The organism is Paenibacillus sp. P36 (assembly GCF_045866505.1).
In the GTDB taxonomy this organism is placed as follows: domain Bacteria; phylum Bacillota; class Bacilli; order Paenibacillales; family NBRC-103111; genus Paenibacillus_E; species Paenibacillus_E chondroitinus.
Genome location: NZ_AP038372.1, coordinates 4339588 through 4359319, shown reverse-complemented (window position 1 = coordinate 4359319; position 19732 = coordinate 4339588). Strand labels below are relative to the sequence as shown.

Genomic DNA, 19732 nt, shown 5'->3' with positions numbered 1-19732 from the left:
GTCAGGGTCGATAATTGGTGAAATACTCCGAAATATGCGAAACCCCAGAAAAATATTAGTATAATCAGCATATTGGAAATAATATCAAGTAATATATAATGGTTTTGACAGGAAGTAGAATCTATTAATCGGTAAGATGAGGTGTATTAATGAAAGAAGACAAAGGAAGCCCAACCTCCACTTTTCCCCTTCTCAAAACAGACGGAGGAAAAACGAAGTCCAACGCCATTGAGATTCCTTCCATTTCTTTGCCCAAGGGCGGCGGAGCCATGAAGAGCATCGATGAAAAGTTTTCGGTCAACGCCGTGAATGGGACGGCTTCCTTATCGATCCCGCTGCCCTTCTCGCAAACCAGGGACGGCGCTGCACCCGCCTTGCAGTTGTCATACAGCTCGGGCGCCGGGAACGGTGTTTTCGGACTAGGGTGGTCATTAAGTCTGCCGTCTATTAAACGCAAAACCGACAAAGGGCTCCCGCAATATAAGGATGAGCTCGATTCGGATATCTTTCTGTTTTCCGAAGCGGAAGACCTTGTTCCGCAATTTGCTAAAGATGAGCATGGCCGTTACGTCACGGATGCGTACGGAAATTACAAGATCAAAGAAAAAGACTCACCGGACGGCTTGTACACGATTAGGTATTACAGGCCTCGTATAGAAGGCCTATTTGCCAGAATTGAGCGGTGGTCGCGAAAATCGGCCCAAGAAGTCAAATGGCGGGTCATTTCGAAGCAAAACGTCACGACGTTGTTCGGATGGAGTGCGGCGTCAACGATTTCCGACCCGAAGGATGCCACTAAAGCATTTGCTTGGCTGCCTGAGTTAGTCTTCGACGATAAAGGCAACTGTGTTCATTACATTTACAAGAAGGAAGACGATAAAGGATTTGACGAAGCACTGTTGCACAATCGAAACCGCACGGCAGACGGAACGATTACCTATGCCAATTTATATGTGGAGAAGGTGCTGTACGGCAACAAAACGCCATACCGACAATTAAACGACGCCTATCCGGATGAAGCGGATTACCTGTTTCAAACCGTATTCGATTACGGGGAATATGACACTAACGCTCCCTATTCAAAAACAAAAGATTGGGATTTTAGGACGGACGCCTTTTCCGATTACAGAGCCGGCTTCGAAATCAGAACGACGAGACTATGCAGGAGAGTCATGCTGTTCCACCGTTTTTCCGAACTTACCGGCGGTTCTGCTCTGGTAAAATCGTTGGACTTCGGCTACGACACCGCAAGCGAAGCCGGTTTTACGTACCTTACTTCCATCACTTCCTGCGGATATATCAAGAAAGCGGACGGAACCTATTCGGTGAAAAAGCTGCCGCCCAACGAGTTTGAATATGAACAGCTCGACTGGAACAGTGAGGTCAAATCGATAGCTGAGGATCATTTCACTCATGCGCCGGCCGGACTGGACGAACCGGCTTATCAATTCACGGATTTATTCAGCGAAGGCCTATCGGGCATTCTGACCGAACAAGCGGAAGGCTTGTATTATAAACGAAATTTAGGCGGCGGTCGGTTTGCACAGGCAAAGCTCGTTTCGCCGAAGCCCTCTTTTGCTGGTGTCGGTTCAAGGTTACAATTGATGGATCTGGATGCGGACGGAAGCAAGCAGTTGGTAAGCATGAACAACGAACCAAGAGGGTATTTTGAATTAGGCGATCAGGAAGATTGGCTGCCGTTCCGGACGTTTGACAACTGGCCCAATATCCATTTCGGCGAAGCGAATGTCAGGATGGTTGACCTTAATGGGGATGGGAAACCGGAGGTTTTGATTACTGAAGATCACGTATTTTCCTGGTATGAATCGGCAGGCCGCCAAGGATTTGAACAATACCATAGAACAAGCAAGCCGTTTGATGAAGAAGAAGGCCCCTGTCTCGTCTTCTCCGATTCCGAGCAAACGATTTACTTGGCGGATATGTCAGGCGACGGGCTGACGGATATCGTCAGGATCAGGAACGGTGAAATTTGCTATTGGCCAAACCTCGGTTACGGCCGATTTGGCGCTAAGGTGGGCATGGACAACGCCCCGGTAGTCGATCATGACGGTTCATTCAATCCGTCCTATTTGCGATTAGCCGATATTGACGGTTCCGGTACCGCCGATGTTATTTATTTAGGCCAAAACAAGTTTTCCTGCTGGAAAAATGTATGCGGAAATGCATTCCACAACTCGCCTTTTGAAATCGAATCGTTTCCCGACATCCACCCACAGGCCCAAGTCACGGTTGCCGACTTGCTTGGCAATGGTGTCGCCTGCATCGTTTGGTCAAGCTCTTTGTCCAAGGATAACCAAGCGCCATTCAAGTACATAGACCTAATGAACAGCAAAAAACCCCACATCATGACCGCTTACAAAAACAACCTCGGCAAAGAAGTGAAACTGACATATACTCCCTCGACGACCTTTTATATGGAAGACAAGCTCACGGGCAATCCATGGATAACTAAACTGCATTTCCCAGTCCATTGCATTTCCAGTACGGAAACAAGAGATACGATTACAGGGCATCGTTTCGTCAGCTCTTACCGCTACCATCACGGCTATTATGACCATGCCGAAAAAGAATTCAGGGGCTTCGGCATGGTTGAACAGACGGATGCCGAACATTTCGAGCATTGGGCCAAAGTTGATGCAAGCCATGTCGTGGACAAGACCTTGCATCAGGATCCCGTGGTGATCAAAACCTGGTTCCATATCGGTGCCTTCAAGGACACGGACATTTTACTCAATCAGAATGCTCGGCAATATTGGCATGAAGACATGGCAAGGCAAGGTTATGCTGTCGTCCACCCTGAAGTCCCTTTGCCGGATGCAAGGATCATCGCAGGGCCCGGACTTGCCCCTTCCCTAATCGACCATCTAGGCGCTTTGGAATGGGGAGAAGCGTTGCGCGCTTGCAAAGGCATGGGACTGCGCTCGGAAACATTCGCTTTAGATGCCCCGCCGGCAGGGGCGACGCCGGATCAAATCCAAAAACAATTAACTCCATATACCGTTGCGACCCACAATTGCGTCATTGAGCTTTTGCAGCCGAAAGGTCAAAATCAACACGCAGTATTCATCGTCAAAGAGAGCGAGGCCATCACCTACAGCTACGAGCGGAACACGGAGGACCCGCGCATTGCCCATACGCTTAACATCAAACTTGACGAATATGGAAACGTGCTTGAATCAGCCTTGGTCGTTTATCCGCGAGCCAAAGCTGACGCAACCTTGCCAATAGAAATACAAAGAGAGCAGAGCAAAACACTGATTACCTATACGCAAAACAGCTTTACTAATGATATCGATGCCGACGCTTCTTATAGGCTGCGGCTCCCGGCTGAAACGAAGACATACGAATTGAGGGGGTTTCCGAAGAACGGCGGGCTGTATGCAGTGAAAGATTTTGAGAACATGGTTACGGCTGCCGTCGAAGCGGAATATCATCAGATTGATAAAAATCCTCCACACGGGACTTCACAGAAAAGATTAATTGAACATGTGCGCACGATTTATCGCAGCGATAATCTCAAGGATGCATTGCCGTTATATCAGCTGGCATCTTTGGCGCTACCCTACGAAAACTATCAATTAGCCTATACACCTACACTGGTAGACAATATTTTTGGCGCGAAGGTCAATGAAGATCTGATGCTGGAAGGGAAGTTTACACACAGAGAGGGTGATGACAGCTGGTGGATTCGCTCGGGAACGACCCAGGTTGTCGATACGGGAGAAGCCATTGCCGATGCGAGGAACCGCTTTTATCTTCCGGTTTCCTATACCGATCCGTACGGTGCCAAAACAAAGGTGCAGTATGATAGCAGCTACCGCCTCTACATTGAGGAAATCGAGGACGCAGCAGGCAATCGAACCAGGGCCGAGCTTTATAATTTCAGGACGCTTTCTGTGCAGCGAATGAAAGATCCGAATCAAAATATTACCGAAGCTATAAAGGATGAATTGGGCTTGGTAAAGGCGATGGCGGTATTCGGCAAAGGCGATGAAGCCGATGATCTGATAGGCTTAAACGAGTTTTCATCGCCGTCGGAAGCTACGCTCGTCAATGATTTCTTCCTTGCTCCGGCTGCGCATGGAAAAGATTTATTGCAGCATGCCACGGCAAGATTCGTCTATGACTTTGATGCTTATCAAAATTCGGGCAAACCAGTGGTTGTCGCCTCCATCTCACGGGAAGAGCATTATAAAATAAACAATAATTCACCTGTTCAGATCGGTTTGGAATACTCCAACGGACTTGGGCAGGTAGTGATGAAAAAGGCTCAATCCGAACCGGGACCGGCTAAGCAAGTGATTGTTAATCCCGATAATTCTTACCTGGTGACGGACATCGATACCGCCTTGATGAACCCCAAGCAGCTGCGATGGATCGGAAACGGCAGGACCGTGCTTAACAACAAAGGCAATGCCGTCAAACAATATGAGCCCTACTTTTCGGTAGCGCACCAGTATGAAGAGCTCAAGGAATTGGTGGAGTCCGGGGTTACGTCAATCTTATTTTACGATGCGCCGGGACGTCTCATTAAAACCGAAATGCCAGACGGTACTTTGTCGCGAACGGAATTCGATTCCTGGAAACAAGTTGCTTTCGACCAGAACGACACGGTTTTGGAATCTTCCTGGTATGACAATCGCGCCAACCGACGGATCGATGCCAATCTCATTGCGGCGGGCAAAAGCCCGGAAAGGGAAAAATCGGCTGCCGATAGAGTAGCCAAGCATGCCGACACCCCTAAAGTCCAGCACTTTGATACATTGGGCAGACCAGTATTATCGGTAGACCATAATAAACATTTGAAAGCCGATGAGGATGAATTTTATTTAACTAGAGTCGATCTTGATATTGTAGGAAACGTGCGCAAAGTAACCGATGCCCGCGGCAATACGGTAATGGATTACAAGTACGACATGCTGGGCAACAAGGTCTATCAGCGCAGTATGGATGCCGGGGCTCGATGGCTGCTGACGAATATACTAGGCAATCCGCTGCGTACTTGGGATGAGCGAGAGCATGAATTCCAATATTTTTACGATTTTTTGCATCGTCCCACCTACAGTAAGGTGATTGGCGGGGATGGAGAAAAACCTCTAAACCATATATTCGATCGGATTTTTTATGGTGAAACGGAGGTAAACCCTGAGCTAAAAAACCTCAGGGGGCAGGTTATCAGGCATTATGACACTGGCGGAATTTTGATATCGCCTGAATACAATTTCAAAGGACAGCCAAAATCCACTATCCGTAAGCTATTTAAAAATTATAAAGACGTCGTCAACTGGATAGATGCCAACTTAGACTCGGAACTTGAATCCGAAAGCTATACCTTTATCACGGAAACGGACGCCATCGGAAGAATCACGAAACAAACCGCGCCTGACGGAAGCGTCATCACACCGTCATATAACGAAGCGGGATTGCTGAACAGCGAAAGCGTCACTCACGCAGGTATAGCCGCTGCCTCTGACTATATTAAAGACATTGACTACAATGAAAAAGGCCAGCGCAATGAAATCATCTATGGGAATGATGTAATCACCCGATTTTATTATGACAAAGAAACATTCCGGCTTAGGCGTATGGAAACAAAACGGGAGAACGGCGAGCTGCTTCAAGATTGGAATTATACTTATGATCCTATGGGCAATATCACCCATATTGAAGACAAGAACATTCCGGTCGTATTTTTTGATAACCAGTTCATTAGCGGGGTTTCTACTTATACCTACGATGCCCTTTATCGTCTCGCTGAGGCTACCGGAAGGGAAAACCTTGCGTCGCTCACCTTCGACAGCAAAGACAATTGGAGCGACACCGCTTTCTTGCAGCGACTAAACCAAGGCGATCCGTTGGCTATGCGGAATTATAACCAAAGTTATCAATATGACTCCGTCGGCAATATCCTGCAAATGCGGCATCAAGCCGTCGGCAACAATTGGGTAAGGGATTATAACTATCAGTCTGCGAATAATCGCCTGATCAGCACGCAAATAGGAGTAAATACTTACAGCTATCCGCATCATTCACGACATGGCTTTATGACCGCTATGCCTCATTTGGAACAAATGGGATGGAACTTTAAAGAAGAACTAGTAACAACCATTCGCCAGAAACGAACGGACGGCGGCACGCCGGAAACAACCTTTTACCAATATGATGGTCAAGGTCAGCGAATTAGGAAAATAACCGAGAATCAAGCCGGCGCGGGGGCAGTTCCAAGCAAAAAAGACGAGCGGATTTATGTAGCCGGCTATGAACTTTACAAACAACACAGCGGTGCGGATGCGGGGTTGGAACGCACAAGCTTGAGCCTGATTGATAAGAAGCATCGATTTGTGGTGATAGACACCGAAACCAAGCCGCGGGTGGTATTAGGCGTACCGATGGGACGCAGTAGTCCTGAACTAACGGTGCGTTATCAACTGCACAATTATCTGGGTTCGGCGTCGTTGGAGTTGGATGATACTGCTCGAGTCATTAGTTACGAGGAATACCACCCTTACGGTACCAGTGCCTATCAATCCAAAGATGCAGCAATAAAAGCCGCTGCCAAACGCTACCGTTACACAGGGAAAGAAAGAGATGAGGAAAGCGGTTTATATTATCACGGTGCCAGGTACTATATGCCATGGGTAGTCAGGTGGATAAACTGTGATCCAGCAGGATTAAAAGATGGGCTTAACATTTATGCCTACGTAAAAGGGAATCCAATAAAGTTTTCTGATCCGGATGGAAGAGGGGCATGGTTAAATCGAGGAATCGGTTTGTTACAGGTTGTCGGCGGCGTAATGGAAATTTCAGCAGGATCAGCAGGAGTAGCTGCTCCAACAGGAGTTACGCAAGTATTAGGTGTAGTTGCAATCATTCATGGCATTGATACTGCTGCAACAGGAATTCGTACCATCGTGTCCGGAGAAGTACAACATACATTGACTGAGCAAGCAGCGTCCGGAACTGCGCGCGCTTTAGGAGCAAGCGAGAAGACCGCCGGTCGAATCGGAGCGGGAGTCGATTTTGTAGCAGGGGTAGGCCCTAGTGTTGCTATTGGAGCAACTAAGGCGGCAGTGAGTGGTGCATCGGAAGTGTTGACTCATGCGGCACCGGAAGCGGCATCGCATGCAGCGCCGGAAGCGGCTGCGCATGCGGCACCGGCAGCTGCAGCACATGCGGCACCGGCAGCTGCAGCACATGCGGCACCGGCAGCTGCAGCACATGCGGCACCGGCAGCTGCAGCACATGCGGCACCGGCGGCTGCAGCGCATGCGGCACCGATAGCTGCAGCGCATGCGGCACCGGCAGCTGCAGCGCATGCGGTGCCGGCTGCGGCATCGCACGCGGTACCGGAAGCGCTGCAACGTATTCAGCTAATCGAAAGGATGCAGCAAATTGTAACGGAAAGTGCACGAGTAGCAGATGAAGCGATTGCTAGGGTAGACAGGTCATTGTTAAGCCGGTTTCTAAAACCAGGCCATGTAAACAACTTGCTAAGGGGTAAATTTACTATGGCCATACGCGGCATTTTCGTCGAATCGCGATCACGGGCAATGTTTGCACTTGACTCAGCTATTGCACCGCATGTAGGTCCTGGTGGTTACTTAGGCATGAGACATGTCGTCGGTTTAGGTCCAAGACGAGCCTTTGCGGACTTCTTTGGTACCAATGGCGGGTTATTGTCCGGCATGGCTATCGATATTACGACTAACGCCGGACGAGCCGCCCACCTTGCGCGCGGATATTTAGAGAAGGGTCTGATTCTCACGTATTAACCACAAAAAAATATAGAATGTTTAAGGGAGGCTTTACATGCCAAACCAATCCGAATTTACCAATCGCCTGGCCGAATGGGGCAACGGCAACCAAGCGCTTAATGCGAATTTCCAACAAGATGCTGCATTCCAATCCATGCGCGAAATCGCGTTGAAGCTTGATAAAACGGCGTTTATTGCAAAGGTGAAGGATCACGTGACTTCGGGATCGGACGAGGAAAAGACGGCTTTCGCTGTAAACCTGCATCGCGAGCTGTTTAATATGGAGCCGACAGCTTTGCTGGTCAACCTGATCAAAGATCGGAACGTTTCGATCCTGAACAGTGCGATTGGTGCAAATGTCGCGACTGTTCTAGAAAAGCAGCCCGAATTCAATATATGAATGACCTCAATTTATGAAGTTATTAACGATGAAGAGGCATTAAAGGACATCCCGCTGGATAACTATCAAACGGTGATTACCCAGCTCAAAACGTTGCAGCGCATCGCGGCGATCAGCCCGGAAACGGATGCGTTGCCGGTGCTATATAACGAGAATTTACATTCTGCCATGCAGATTTCTACGATTCCGCAAGCGCAATTCAAGACTATGTTGAGCAAGAGCGGGGTGGACGACAACACCATCATGGGCATTCACGCCAATGCCCAGATGGCTCGCGTCCGCAACGAACAAGCGATCCTGGCGTTAAGCGAAACCTATAGAGGCACGGGCGTAGCCATGATCGACAATAGTTTGGACAAAGCCGACTCCTCCAATCTGGATAACCATAATTTGTGTTGGGACATGCTGTTCGACGCCGCCGATTTCTGCGAATGCGAAGAGTGCACGTCCATCTATAGAACGACCAGCAGGCCTTGGAGAAGAAATCCCTTTTCGACATTCTGCAGCATCTCAAGCTGTCCACCTAAAATGGGAATACCTTCATACGCTACAAGTCTGTACATTTTAGTTCAAATGAGGTTAAATCTTCAAGATTCAAGTTAATAAGTATCCAAAACGAAGGAGAGCCGTCTTATGGAAAAACTCGACTTATTCAAAGCCAATCTCAAATCCGATAGTCAAGTAAAGACTTTGGAGAATTTATTCCAAGCCAACAACGGAAATTGGGAGGTCATTAAAGCGGTTCTCGCCAACGACGAAAGTTTTGAGCCGGAAATAAATAAGCTTGAATTCACGAACCGGTTGATCGATTGGAGCAAAGGAAACACGAATCTCGTCTCTACCTTTCAACAAGACCCCGAAGTCTCTTCCATGCGCGATATTGCAGTCAAGCTCACCAAGCAACAGTTCGTCGACAAAACGGTGGCTTTAGCACCATTAGAGTCCTACGAAGACAGGCTTGCGTATGCCCAGAGCCTGCATCGCGAACTGTTCCGCATGGAGTCGACGGCGATGCTAACAAGCTTGATCAGAGACCCGAAAGTACCTATTCTAAACGACGCCATTGGCGGCAATGTCGCACAGGTCCTAGACAAGCATCCCGATTTCAATATCAAAACGACTTCAATCTACGAAATCCTGAACAACGACAAGGCAATGGAAGATATCCCTTCTGAAAATCGCGAAGCGGTATCGACCCAGCTCAAAACGCTGCAGCGTATAGCCGCTGTAAGTCCGGACGTGGATGCGGTGCCGGTACTATATAATACGAAGATGCTGTCGGCCATGCAAATCTCCGCCATGCCGCAAACGCAATTCCAAATGATGATGAGCAAGAGCGGCTTGGAAGGGAACACCCTTGTCCAAATTCATACGAACGCGCAAATGGTGCGGTTGCGCAACGAGCACGCCATTCAGTCGATAAGCGAAGCGTACAGAGGCACGGGCATCGCCATGATCGACAATAGTATGGGCAAGCCCGAGCAATCGCCAAAGGACCGTAATTTATCCTGGGACTTGCTGTTTGGCGATGCCGACTTCTGCGAATGCGGAGAGTGCACGTCCGTCTATAGCGCGGCTGCCTACTACGTGGAACTGCTTCAATATATTCGCAATAACAATCTGGATCCCGATCTCGATACCCTGGACCCGCTTAAGAAGAAGGCGGACCCGAAAGATATATCAGGCACGCCTCTCGAGAAGCTGTTCGATCGCAGGCCCGATTTGGGTTGTCTGAAGCTCACTTGCGAAAATACGAACACCGTCTTGCCGTATATCGATTTGGCTAACGAGGTGATGGAAAATTTCGTGGCCTTCAAGCGTCTTAAAGCGTTTAACGTGGAAGACGAAACGAGCGGGGAGCTGCTTGCCGAGCCCCAGAATACCGAATATCAGGCGTATTGCATTCTAAAAAATGAAGTGTATCCGTTCACTCTGCCTTATCATCAACCAATCGACGCCGAAAGAATCTATTTGAAGCATCTGGACACGAGCCGTTACGAACTGATCAAGACGTTCCAGAAAAAGGTAAAGAATGGAGATGACGAAGTCGTTCGGCTGAAGAACGAAGCATTGAACCGAGCCGCCGACGCGGAATTTCTAGGACTCACGTTGGAAGAATACGTGATTCTGACCCAAGAGTGCTTCGAAACCAAAGACCTGATGGACAAGCTCAAAAAGAAAAACTTCACCGATGACGAATATCGGCAAACGATTGGCGTCAAACCAGTCAGCAAATACTACGGCTTTGACGACGATCAAACGATGATGGGAGACGAGGGGCTTACCCTCATCAAGAAACAGTTTCTGCGCCGCACTGGCATCGACTACGTGAATTTAGTAGAGCTGCTAAAGACGGAATATATTAACCCGAATATGCCCAAAGGCAAATCCAAAGCGATCATGGAGAGCCTGTATTTGAACTACCGGTTTCTGCAAAACTACGCCAAAGCAAACGGTATAGACATAATGGCGGACCTTCTCGTCAATTACGAAGAGTTGGCAGCTCTGGTACCCACGCTGAAAGAAAAGGTAGCAGTACTTATCGGCCGCAAAGTTACGGGGTGTGCGGATTCCGACCCAAACAAGCCGGATATCTCCGATAAAGACATCCGGCGCTGGGTGAAGTGCGAATTCGCGAAAGCGGGCAAAATGATCGTCATTGAAAGCGGAAGAGGCTGCGCGAACGGCAAGGTTTATAAATCGGTTCGAGAGATTGCAACTCGAGAGTTTGCAACAGTCATAGATTGCAAGATCTATAATGATGACGGCGTCGAACAAGGCGCAATCGATAGAAAAACCGGTAAGGTATCCCTTAACGAACATGCTTGGCTAGATGCCAATATTTTGCAAGGCGCTTCTTTCGTCAGCGATAAAGGCGAGAAAGGCGTCTTTATGGCCATGGACGGAAAACAGCATTTGATCTACACGGAACAAAAAGACAGCTGCGATCTCGATACGGCAATGCTTCAGCATTTGGACGGCACGCCCTTAACGGTCGAAGAATACGACAGCATTCATCGTTTCTTGCGCCTGTGGCGCAAGCTCGGGTGGACGATCTCCGAGACCGATCAAGCGATTGCGGGCTTGAGCCATGCGAACTCCGTTGCGCAGCAAAATAACGCGCCTGAAGAAGAAACGCTATGCGAAAATTGCGGGGAGGATGACTGCGACTGTTGCGAAGATTGCAAGGATTGCGAAGGTAGCGGCGGCAATATGATCAAGCATCCGCTAGCCATTAACCCGAATCTCATTCATCAGCTTGTCGCCGTTAAGAAACTACTGGATCAAACCAGTCTCGAGCTGGACAAGCTGCTGACTTTTTGGAGCCCAATCGGCACCGTGGGAGAAAAATCGCTCTATGAGCGATTTTTCCTGACTCATAACGTGCGGGGCATCGACAAGATTTTTAAGGCGGACGACAAAGGTCATTATTTGTTGGCAGACACTTCCTTGCTCGATCATGTTCCGGTCGTGATGGCAGCCCTTAATCTCTCCGCGGATGACATTCAAGCCATCATACAAGATGCCAAGCTGGATAATAAGCTCACGCTTAGCAGCCTGTCCACTCTCTACCGCTATCGTCTATTATCCAAAGCGCTAGGCCTTAGAATACCAACATTTATTCGAATACTGCCGTTATTCGAACCTCTCTTTGCGGACGCCCATTCCACGCTTCTGTTCCTCAAACGTTGGGATCGTATGCAAGCAGCCGGATTTACTCCGCAGCAGCTGAATTACATCATTCGGGGCGTGGACGATGAGAATAAACCTTTTGCCCCCTCCGAGCTCAACGTATTGCAGTTAAGCAAAACACTGTATGACGGCCTCAATGCCATTGACGAAGTGCACCAAAATTTAAAAGCCGACCCCGCCATTCAAGATCCGGCTGCACAAATGCTGAATATCCAGGAGCAAGCGACTGGAGAACTCGTCCGTTCCAAGGCAAGTCTGCTATTTGAAAGCGGCATGGTGGATAAAATCGTCGGTATTTTGGAAGGCACAAACGTATTCAAGACCAAAGCGCCCTCCAAATTGAACATCGCGTTGAAAGACACCCAGTCACTCAAAAACAAGCTCCAATACGACCCATCGACAGGAATCCTGCAGATTACGGGTATATTGACCGAGGCCGAAAAGAACGACTATAAAGCTATCGATAATAGCCTCGAGTGGGCCAATGCTTTTGTTCGCATTCAAAAGCAGCAGGACAAAATGTTCAACGAACTTTTGGCCAGCGTGATCGAACAAGCGCAAACGGACACCGATAAACCGCGAATCATTACCCTTTTTCATTCCGGCGACATCAGCAAGCCGCTCGACAAAATACCGGATGGAGAAGCCGATCCGAATACCGCTGGCCCCAAACGGGCAGCTTTCCTGGAAATCTATCTTCCCTATTTGCGCCAGCAGCTCTCCCATCGTTTCGTGATCAATACGCTTGCCGGGTTTGTCGGGCTCGATGCCAAAATCGTCGAGGCCTTGGTTTCGGAGGTTTTGAAACAGGACGCGTCCGATGAGCCGATTTACGGCATCTTTGAAAATATCAAAGAAAGCGCGAACCCTAATGAAGCGAAGTGGGAGGTGTACGTGAATCCTGCTTCCGATGCCCTCTATACTTTCGTTGTTAGAGACAGCGACACCGAACCTGCCGTCAGCATGGATGGGAAAGCTCTTGTTTTTACCGAACAGGAGGACCTGGTAAACGGGAAAGAATGGTGGAGCGACACCCAAACCTTGCACGCCGGCACGTTGGTGAATTTGGTTGCCTCGGGTATTCATATTACTCAAATCTACTGGAAGACGCCGTCAACGGAAGTCAGTGCGATCCCTTCCACGGCATTAATTCCGGGGTTCGCGACTAAACGCTGCGAGCCCGCCCTAATCGCACTGAAAAAAGCGGCCATGCTGATTTCCACGTTTGAATTAAGCGAGGACGAAATCCGATTTATAGACGGGAACAAAGGAGACTTCGGCGGCTTTGAGTTTAAAGCCCCTTCCCCTGAACAGTGGCGACGCTTGGAGGCTTACGTCCGGTTGCGAAATTCGTTGCCGCCGGCGAAATTGAACATGCTCGGCTTTTGGAAATGGATACGCGATCAAGATTCGGACAAGAACGAGCTTCCGGTTAAAATCGCAGAGCTGACGACTTGGAAGCCGGAACGCATTAAGAAATTGATCGCGGCTTCCCACTTTGATCTTGCCAACCTTGAAGATTATCGCAATGAACAAAGCCTTCTGAAGCTGCAAAAAGCGTTGGCCGTGGCCGACAAAATCGGAGTTGACATCGACCTGCTCTTCGATTGGGCGGTACCGGGCACTAAATTTAACGTTCGCCGCAAGATCGCCGACAGCATCAAGCATGCGATTCGAGCCCGTTACAACCAGACGGACTGGGAACAAGTCGTTAAGCCGCTGAGCGACGAGCTTCGGAGCAATCAGAAGCAAGCATTGATCGCCTATTTGTTACAACAAAAAGAACTGATCGAGCGGAACGTGATCGATGCGAACGGACTATTCGAATATTTCCTCATCGATGTGCAGATGGAGCCGGTCGTGGAAACCTCGCGAATTAAGCAGGCGATCTCGTCCGTGCAATTGTTCGTGCAACGTTGCTTCCTGGGTCTCGAAAAAGGTATCCTTCCCGAACTGTTGGACAGACCGCGTTGGGACTGGATGCAGAATTACAGGGTTTGGGAAGCGAACCGCAAAGTGTTCCTGTACCCCGAGAATTGGATCTTATCGAATCTTCGGGACGACAAAAGCCCCTTCTTCAAAGAACTGGAAAGCGAGCTACTCCAAAAGGATATTACGAAACAAAACGTCACCGATGCGCTAAAGAACTATCTTTACAAATTGGATGAAGTGTCCAACATGGAGGTCGTTGGGTTATACGTCGAAGGAACGGCAACCGACGAAAATGCCAAGCTACATATTTTCGCCCGTACTCGCAGCGCACCGCATATTTTTTATTACAGGTACGTGGAATTAAAGGGAATGAACTGGTATCCGTGGGAGAAGATGCAGGTCGACATTCCAAGCTACGAAGTGGAAAAGTCACTCCTCAAGGACACCGGAAGCTTCCTTACGCCAGTCGTATGGAATGATAGATTGCTCGTCTTTTTCCCGCAAATTATGAAGAAAACACAATCCGAGGATCTGAACGGCATCAACGTTAAATCGTATGCTGATGATCCCGGCAGCTTAGCGCAGCCAACGGAATACTATGAAATCAAAATGGCGTGGAGCGAGTACAGAAACGGCAAATGGACGCAGAAGCAAGTGAGCACCGGCGCCGTCTTTACTCAGCCTATTGGCACGTATCACGATCTTCAGTATTGCAGGTTCATTCCCATCGTAAGTGATAGTAGCGTAATCATCAATATTGGTGATCAATGGGGATTGGATCCGTCGTACCAAGGAGCATTCGAGTTTAACGGTTCCGCTCTGGTATCGACAAGTGCAAAGTTGTTGAATGAATCTTTTAATATCAATTATTTTAATCAAGACAACTTCGACAACATGTATTCCTGGCAAATCGATCCCGTCAGTCTTCAAAGACAGAATACGACTATTTATTTTCATGAAGACAACGCCAAAGAAATGGTTCAAGGTCTATATCCGGAAGACACCGACTTTTACTATTCCAATTCCAAGGATTTATTGCAACTGATGAACTCTGGCAAACTGGAGGCCTTCTTCAATCGGAATTTGACGATACCGGACGTCAATTTCGGTCCTTATCAGCCGGCCAACTTGCCGAAAGGGACTAATTGTATCTACCACGAGCTTAAAAGACCTTATTCGCTTTATACTTGGGAGTTGTTTTTCCACACGCCTGTTATGATAGCCAATACGCTCAGCAAAGCCCAGCATTACGAGGAAGCGATGAAGTGGTACCATTACGTCTTTAATCCTTTTGCGGAAGGATCGGGCGCCACGCGCTTTTGGCAGTTCATGCCGTTTCGGAACATCAATAGCCAACGGGTACTCGATAATATATTCGACAATCTCAAACCGAATACGGAGGATCAAGCCATCAACGAATGGCGGGACAAGCCGTTTATGCCTCACGTGGTGGCGCGCGGCAGGCCTGTTGCTTACATGAAATGGGTCGTGATGAGCTACGTTGACAATTTGATCGCATGGGGTGACTACCTTTTCCGTCAGGATACGATCGAATCGATCAACCAAGCCATACAATGTTACGTGTTGGCAGGCCATATATTCGGTCCGCAGCCTATGATGATTCCGAAGCGAGGGAAGATTCAACCCCAAACCTATATGAGTTTGCTGGACAAGTGGGATGCGTTCGGCAACGCGATGGTCGAACTGGAACTGGTGGCGCCGTTCAGCAATCAAACGGATTTGCCGATCGGCTTGGCGAATCGAGAGCTTGCTTCCGCCAATATTTACGGCACGGCTTCGTCGCTGTATTTCTGTATCCCCAACAACCCCAAGCTGATGGGCTATTGGGATACGCTAGCCGACAGATTGTTTAAGATTCGAAATAGCCAAAATATCGAAGGGGTTTTCCGGAAGCTACCGTTGTTCGAACCGCCGATCGACCCGGCTCTGCTCGTACAAGCCGCGGCTCACGGGCTAAGTCTAGCTTCGGTATTGAACGATCTTCATACGCCGATGCCGAACTACCGCTTCTATTATTTGCTTCAGAAGGCACTGGAATTGTGCAACGAGCTGAAGGCGTTGGGCGGCGCTATGCTTTCCGCCAAAGAAAAACTAAACAACGAGACGATTACGCTCCTCCGGGCCAAACACGAGGGAGTCATGCAAAATCTCCTCATGGAAATCAAGAAGAAGCAGCTGGACGAAGCACAGAAAAACCTCGAGAGCCTGAGGCAAAATCGCGTATCGCCCGAATTCAGAATGAAATATTACTTGAAATTAAGCGGTCTCGACGAAAGCTTGGTTCCTTCGGATACGGTCGAATTCAACGGAATTCCCAACGAGATCGTGACGGTAGACGGGGATAGCGGGTTGAAGCTCATTCCATTTGAAAAGGAAGACATGGAAAAAGCGAGCGAAGCGCAGGACTTTACTCGTTGGTCGGGCATTTCGGAGACACTGGCCGGTGCATTACATCTGATTCCGAATTTCACCATGGACGGGAAACCGTTTGGCGTAGGAGCAGGCGTTGCTTGGGGCGGTAGTTTTTTTGGATCGGCTGCGCAGGCCGTGGCCAAAGGCTTGCATGTCAGGGCCAGCGACTTGTCGTTCGGGGCTAATCAAGCGGGCAAGAAGGGCGGGTTAACCCGCGCCCTTCAAGATCGAATTCACCAAGCCAGTTCGGCCGGATTCGAGCTCAAACAGATCGACAAGCAAATTATCGCCAATCTCATCCGAATCGAAATTGCGAACCAAGAAATCGCCAACCAGCAAAAGGCGATTGATAACGCCAACGAAGTGGAAGATTTCATCCGAAACAAATACTCGAACGAAGAGCTATACGTCTGGATGGCTGATAACTTAAATACGCTGCATCACCAGGTATACACCTTGGCTTACGAGCTTGCCAAAAAAGCTGAGCTCGTCTATCGCTTTGATAGAGGCGTCACCAGCACCAATTTCATCCAATCTGGTTATTACGATGCTGGTCGGAATGGACTGCTCGCCGGTGAGCAGCTATACGTCGGGCTGAAGCAACTGGAAGCGGCTTATCAGCAAGAGCGAGGCTACGATTACGAAATCGTCAAGCCAATCTCTCTTTACCAAATCAATCCGCTTGCCGTCGTCCAACTCAGAGAAGCCGGCAAATGCGAATTCACGCTGCCGGAAGTGTTGTTCGATATGGATTATCCAGGTCATTACAAACGCCGCATCAAGTCGGTATCCCTTTCGATTCCTTGCATCGTCGGACCTTACACCGGTGTTAACGCGACGCTAAGTCTGCTCGAGAACAAGTTTCGAAACACTTCAATTGGGGGCAAAGACTACGTGGAAGATACCGAACAGACGGACGGACGATTCAGCACATTCAATATTCCGATCAGCGCGATCGCGGCCAGCAGCGCTCAGAACGACAGCGGGGTGTTCGAGCTTAGCTTCAAGGACGAAAGGTACTTGCCGTTCGAAGGAGCAGGGGTCATCAGCAGGTGGCGTCTCGAAATGCCGAACTTCCGGCAATTCGACTACAGTAAAATCTCGGACGCGATTTTGCATGTCAAATACACATCCTGCGAAGGCGGAGAGCGGTTGAAATCCGGAGCGATTAAGTCTTTGTCGAAGCAGCTCGAGAATATGGAGCAGGAACTGAACGAAACGGGCCTGCACATCGCTTTGAACTTGAAACACGATTTGCCCGGCGAATGGAACGTGCTCCGCAAAAACGGCAGCATCTATCTGAAGATCGATAAAACCAGATTGCCTTTTATGGCGCAAACTCTTAAAGCCGCTATCGAAAACGTCATGTTCGTGGCCAAAGTCAAGGATGATCCGGTCGGCTTTACGATAAAAATCGATGAAGCAAACCTATTGCTTAACCGGATCGACGATTGGAATGTTTGCTTTGGGAATCAAGAGGATTTATCACTTGATCAATCTTTTGTTTTATCCGTGGGTGTGGATCAGTTGAAAAACTTAGAAGAACTGATGTTAATCGTGAAGTATAAGTTTTAACTAAGAAAGAATAGCAAGGTAGTCGTTGCCTCCTGCCACATCGAGCGGGAGGCTCACAGTAGAGGAAGATAGTTCATAGTTTTGCTCTTTGGAATAGTCAATACAAATTCCTTAAACAAGCTTGACATCCTTCAGAAATCGCTGATCCCAGCAACCTGAAAGTATTAAACAAAGGAGTACCGAGAGCCATTTGTTATTTGTCAGCTATCTCATTAATTGCCGCGTGAATCGCGGTTTTTTTATTTTATGGGATCAAGTTCTTGTCAAAACCCAATGACAAGAACTTGATCCCATTTCCGATTTTGACAAGAACTTTATCTCATTCCCGACGGAAGGCCAGGGGGAGTATTTTCCAAATGATTAAACCTCACTGATGGATCTTACAGTTTATACGGCTAGCATTTTAATGTTCTTTTAGGTACAAATGATACAAATGTTGTAAATTGGGATTCCTCAAAAACGTCTTATCAACGCAAAGACGGAACTGCCGATGAGCAAAGAACCATTACAGGTGTATATGGTACTCCATTCAGTGATGAAGTATCGATCTTTTTTAATCTTCCTAGATAACATATAGATACTATCTTTTCTTAGCTTCATGGATAAGTATAGGATCCCCTTCGGGGATCCTATATGTTTTTGCAACATATCCGGATGAATTTCGTCTTAATAATATACAAATTGGAGGAGGTAAATAATAATGTTTAATAAGGCTACGTTGTTTTTATTAGCTTTTTGCACATTGTTTTTTTTCGGCCAGATTTCTAGAGCTGATGGTGTAACGTTTAACGATGTAAATACTAATCATTGGGCTGCCAGAGAAATAACAAAAGCTGTAAATGAAGGTATTGTTGACGGCTACCCGGATGGAACATTTAAACCTGATAACCCGGTCGAACAAAAAGAATTTATTAGCATGTTAATCCGTTCTTACTATCCTTCGGATTTTCAAAAAAATACTGGAATAGAAAACAGTTGGTCTAAACCTTATATGGACTATGCATTCTCATACGGATGGGGAAGCAGCATCGTTATTCCTTTTCCGACATCTGGTGCTTTGTCATCTAATATAAATATGACACGTGGGCAAGCAGCCAAACTAATTACAAACGCCACTGGGAGGAACTATAATCAAGTAAATTCGATAAAGTTTTTATTAGATAGTAAAATAGTTCAAGGAAAAGTAGACAATACACTAGAAGGTTTTCTTGGAAATGATCTTCTGACAAGAGCAGAATCTCTAGTGTTATTAAATAATATTAAACAACATTTGGATATTTTATATCCCTGTCCTGAGCAAGAAACTACTTATGATCCTAAGACAGTTAACACACGACCTGAGGAAAATATGTTGCTTGAAATAGAAGAACCTTCAGAACTGTCACCAAATACATTCAGCTCGGTCGTCTTTGAAAACCCTAAATCAGGATTTGAAAAAATAAATACCGATACCTTTAGTCTTACTGGAAGTGTGAACAAAGTAGTCGGTTCCAATTTAGATGTTATTGTTGAGAAGAAAACTGTCAAAGGTTTTGTAAAAACAGATACATCACAGATTAGTATTGATAAAGGTTCATTTGAGTATGCTATTTCACTATCCAATGGTGTAGGCATCTATCGAGTTTCTATTTACTCACAAACTTCTTATAATGGAGTTTTATCACAGAACGAAAAAAAACTTACTTATTTTTATATTGAAGTAGTTAAACATTAAATTGAAAAATTCAATAATGTTAAGAACCAATAAAATTACCGTAACCTTACAAATAAAGTTAGCTTCACTTCGTAATACTGTCAAACAGTGTAGACAAAATCGATTTATCTCCGAAGGTTTATTGGCAACATTCTATTGACTCGTTACAACTGATAGTTTATAAAGTGGTTAATGAAGACTCTGAACCTAAACCTATTGATAATATATCAG

General features: G+C 47.4%; 5 protein-coding genes. All 5 read left to right on the top strand.

The features are described 5' to 3' along the window. Window positions 1-149 precede the first annotated feature (149 nt). The 5 genes from ACKTT9_RS19525 (at window position 150) to ACKTT9_RS19505 (ending at window position 19522) form a co-directional block, all read left to right on the top strand. The gene (locus ACKTT9_RS19525; RefSeq protein WP_407872925.1) at window positions 150-7793 is read left to right on the top strand and encodes a SpvB/TcaC N-terminal domain-containing protein; all 7644 of its coding nucleotides are present in this window, start codon (window positions 150-152) and stop codon (window positions 7791-7793) included. Between the two features lie 37 nt (window positions 7794-7830). Then, window positions 7831-8175, top strand: a complete 345-nt coding sequence (locus ACKTT9_RS19520; RefSeq protein ID WP_407872924.1) for a hypothetical protein — start codon at window positions 7831-7833, stop codon at window positions 8173-8175. After that, window positions 8176-8778, top strand: a complete 603-nt coding sequence (locus ACKTT9_RS19515; RefSeq protein WP_407872923.1) for a hypothetical protein — start codon at window positions 8176-8178, stop codon at window positions 8776-8778. Window positions 8779-8808: 30 nt separating this feature from the next. After that, a complete protein-coding gene (locus ACKTT9_RS19510) occupies window positions 8809-17808 on the top strand; it encodes a neuraminidase-like domain-containing protein (RefSeq protein WP_407872922.1) in 9000 nt (2999 codons plus the stop codon). Window positions 17809-18508: 700 nt separating this feature from the next. After that, window positions 18509-19522 (top strand): S-layer homology domain-containing protein, encoded by a 1014-nt coding sequence (locus tag ACKTT9_RS19505; protein WP_407872921.1) that lies wholly within the window; start codon window positions 18509-18511, stop codon window positions 19520-19522. Window positions 19523-19732 lie beyond the last annotated feature (210 nt).

Coding starts and splice junctions, on each gene's coding strand:
- ACKTT9_RS19505 (WP_407872921.1), top strand. CDS start 18,509: ATGTTTAATAAGGCTACGTTGTTTTTATTAGCTTTTTGCACATTGTTT.
- ACKTT9_RS19525 (WP_407872925.1), top strand. CDS start 150: ATGAAAGAAGACAAAGGAAGCCCAACCTCCACTTTTCCCCTTCTCAAA.
- ACKTT9_RS19515 (WP_407872923.1), top strand. CDS start 8,176: ATGACCTCAATTTATGAAGTTATTAACGATGAAGAGGCATTAAAGGAC.
- ACKTT9_RS19520 (WP_407872924.1), top strand. CDS start 7,831: ATGCCAAACCAATCCGAATTTACCAATCGCCTGGCCGAATGGGGCAAC.
- ACKTT9_RS19510 (WP_407872922.1), top strand. CDS start 8,809: ATGGAAAAACTCGACTTATTCAAAGCCAATCTCAAATCCGATAGTCAA.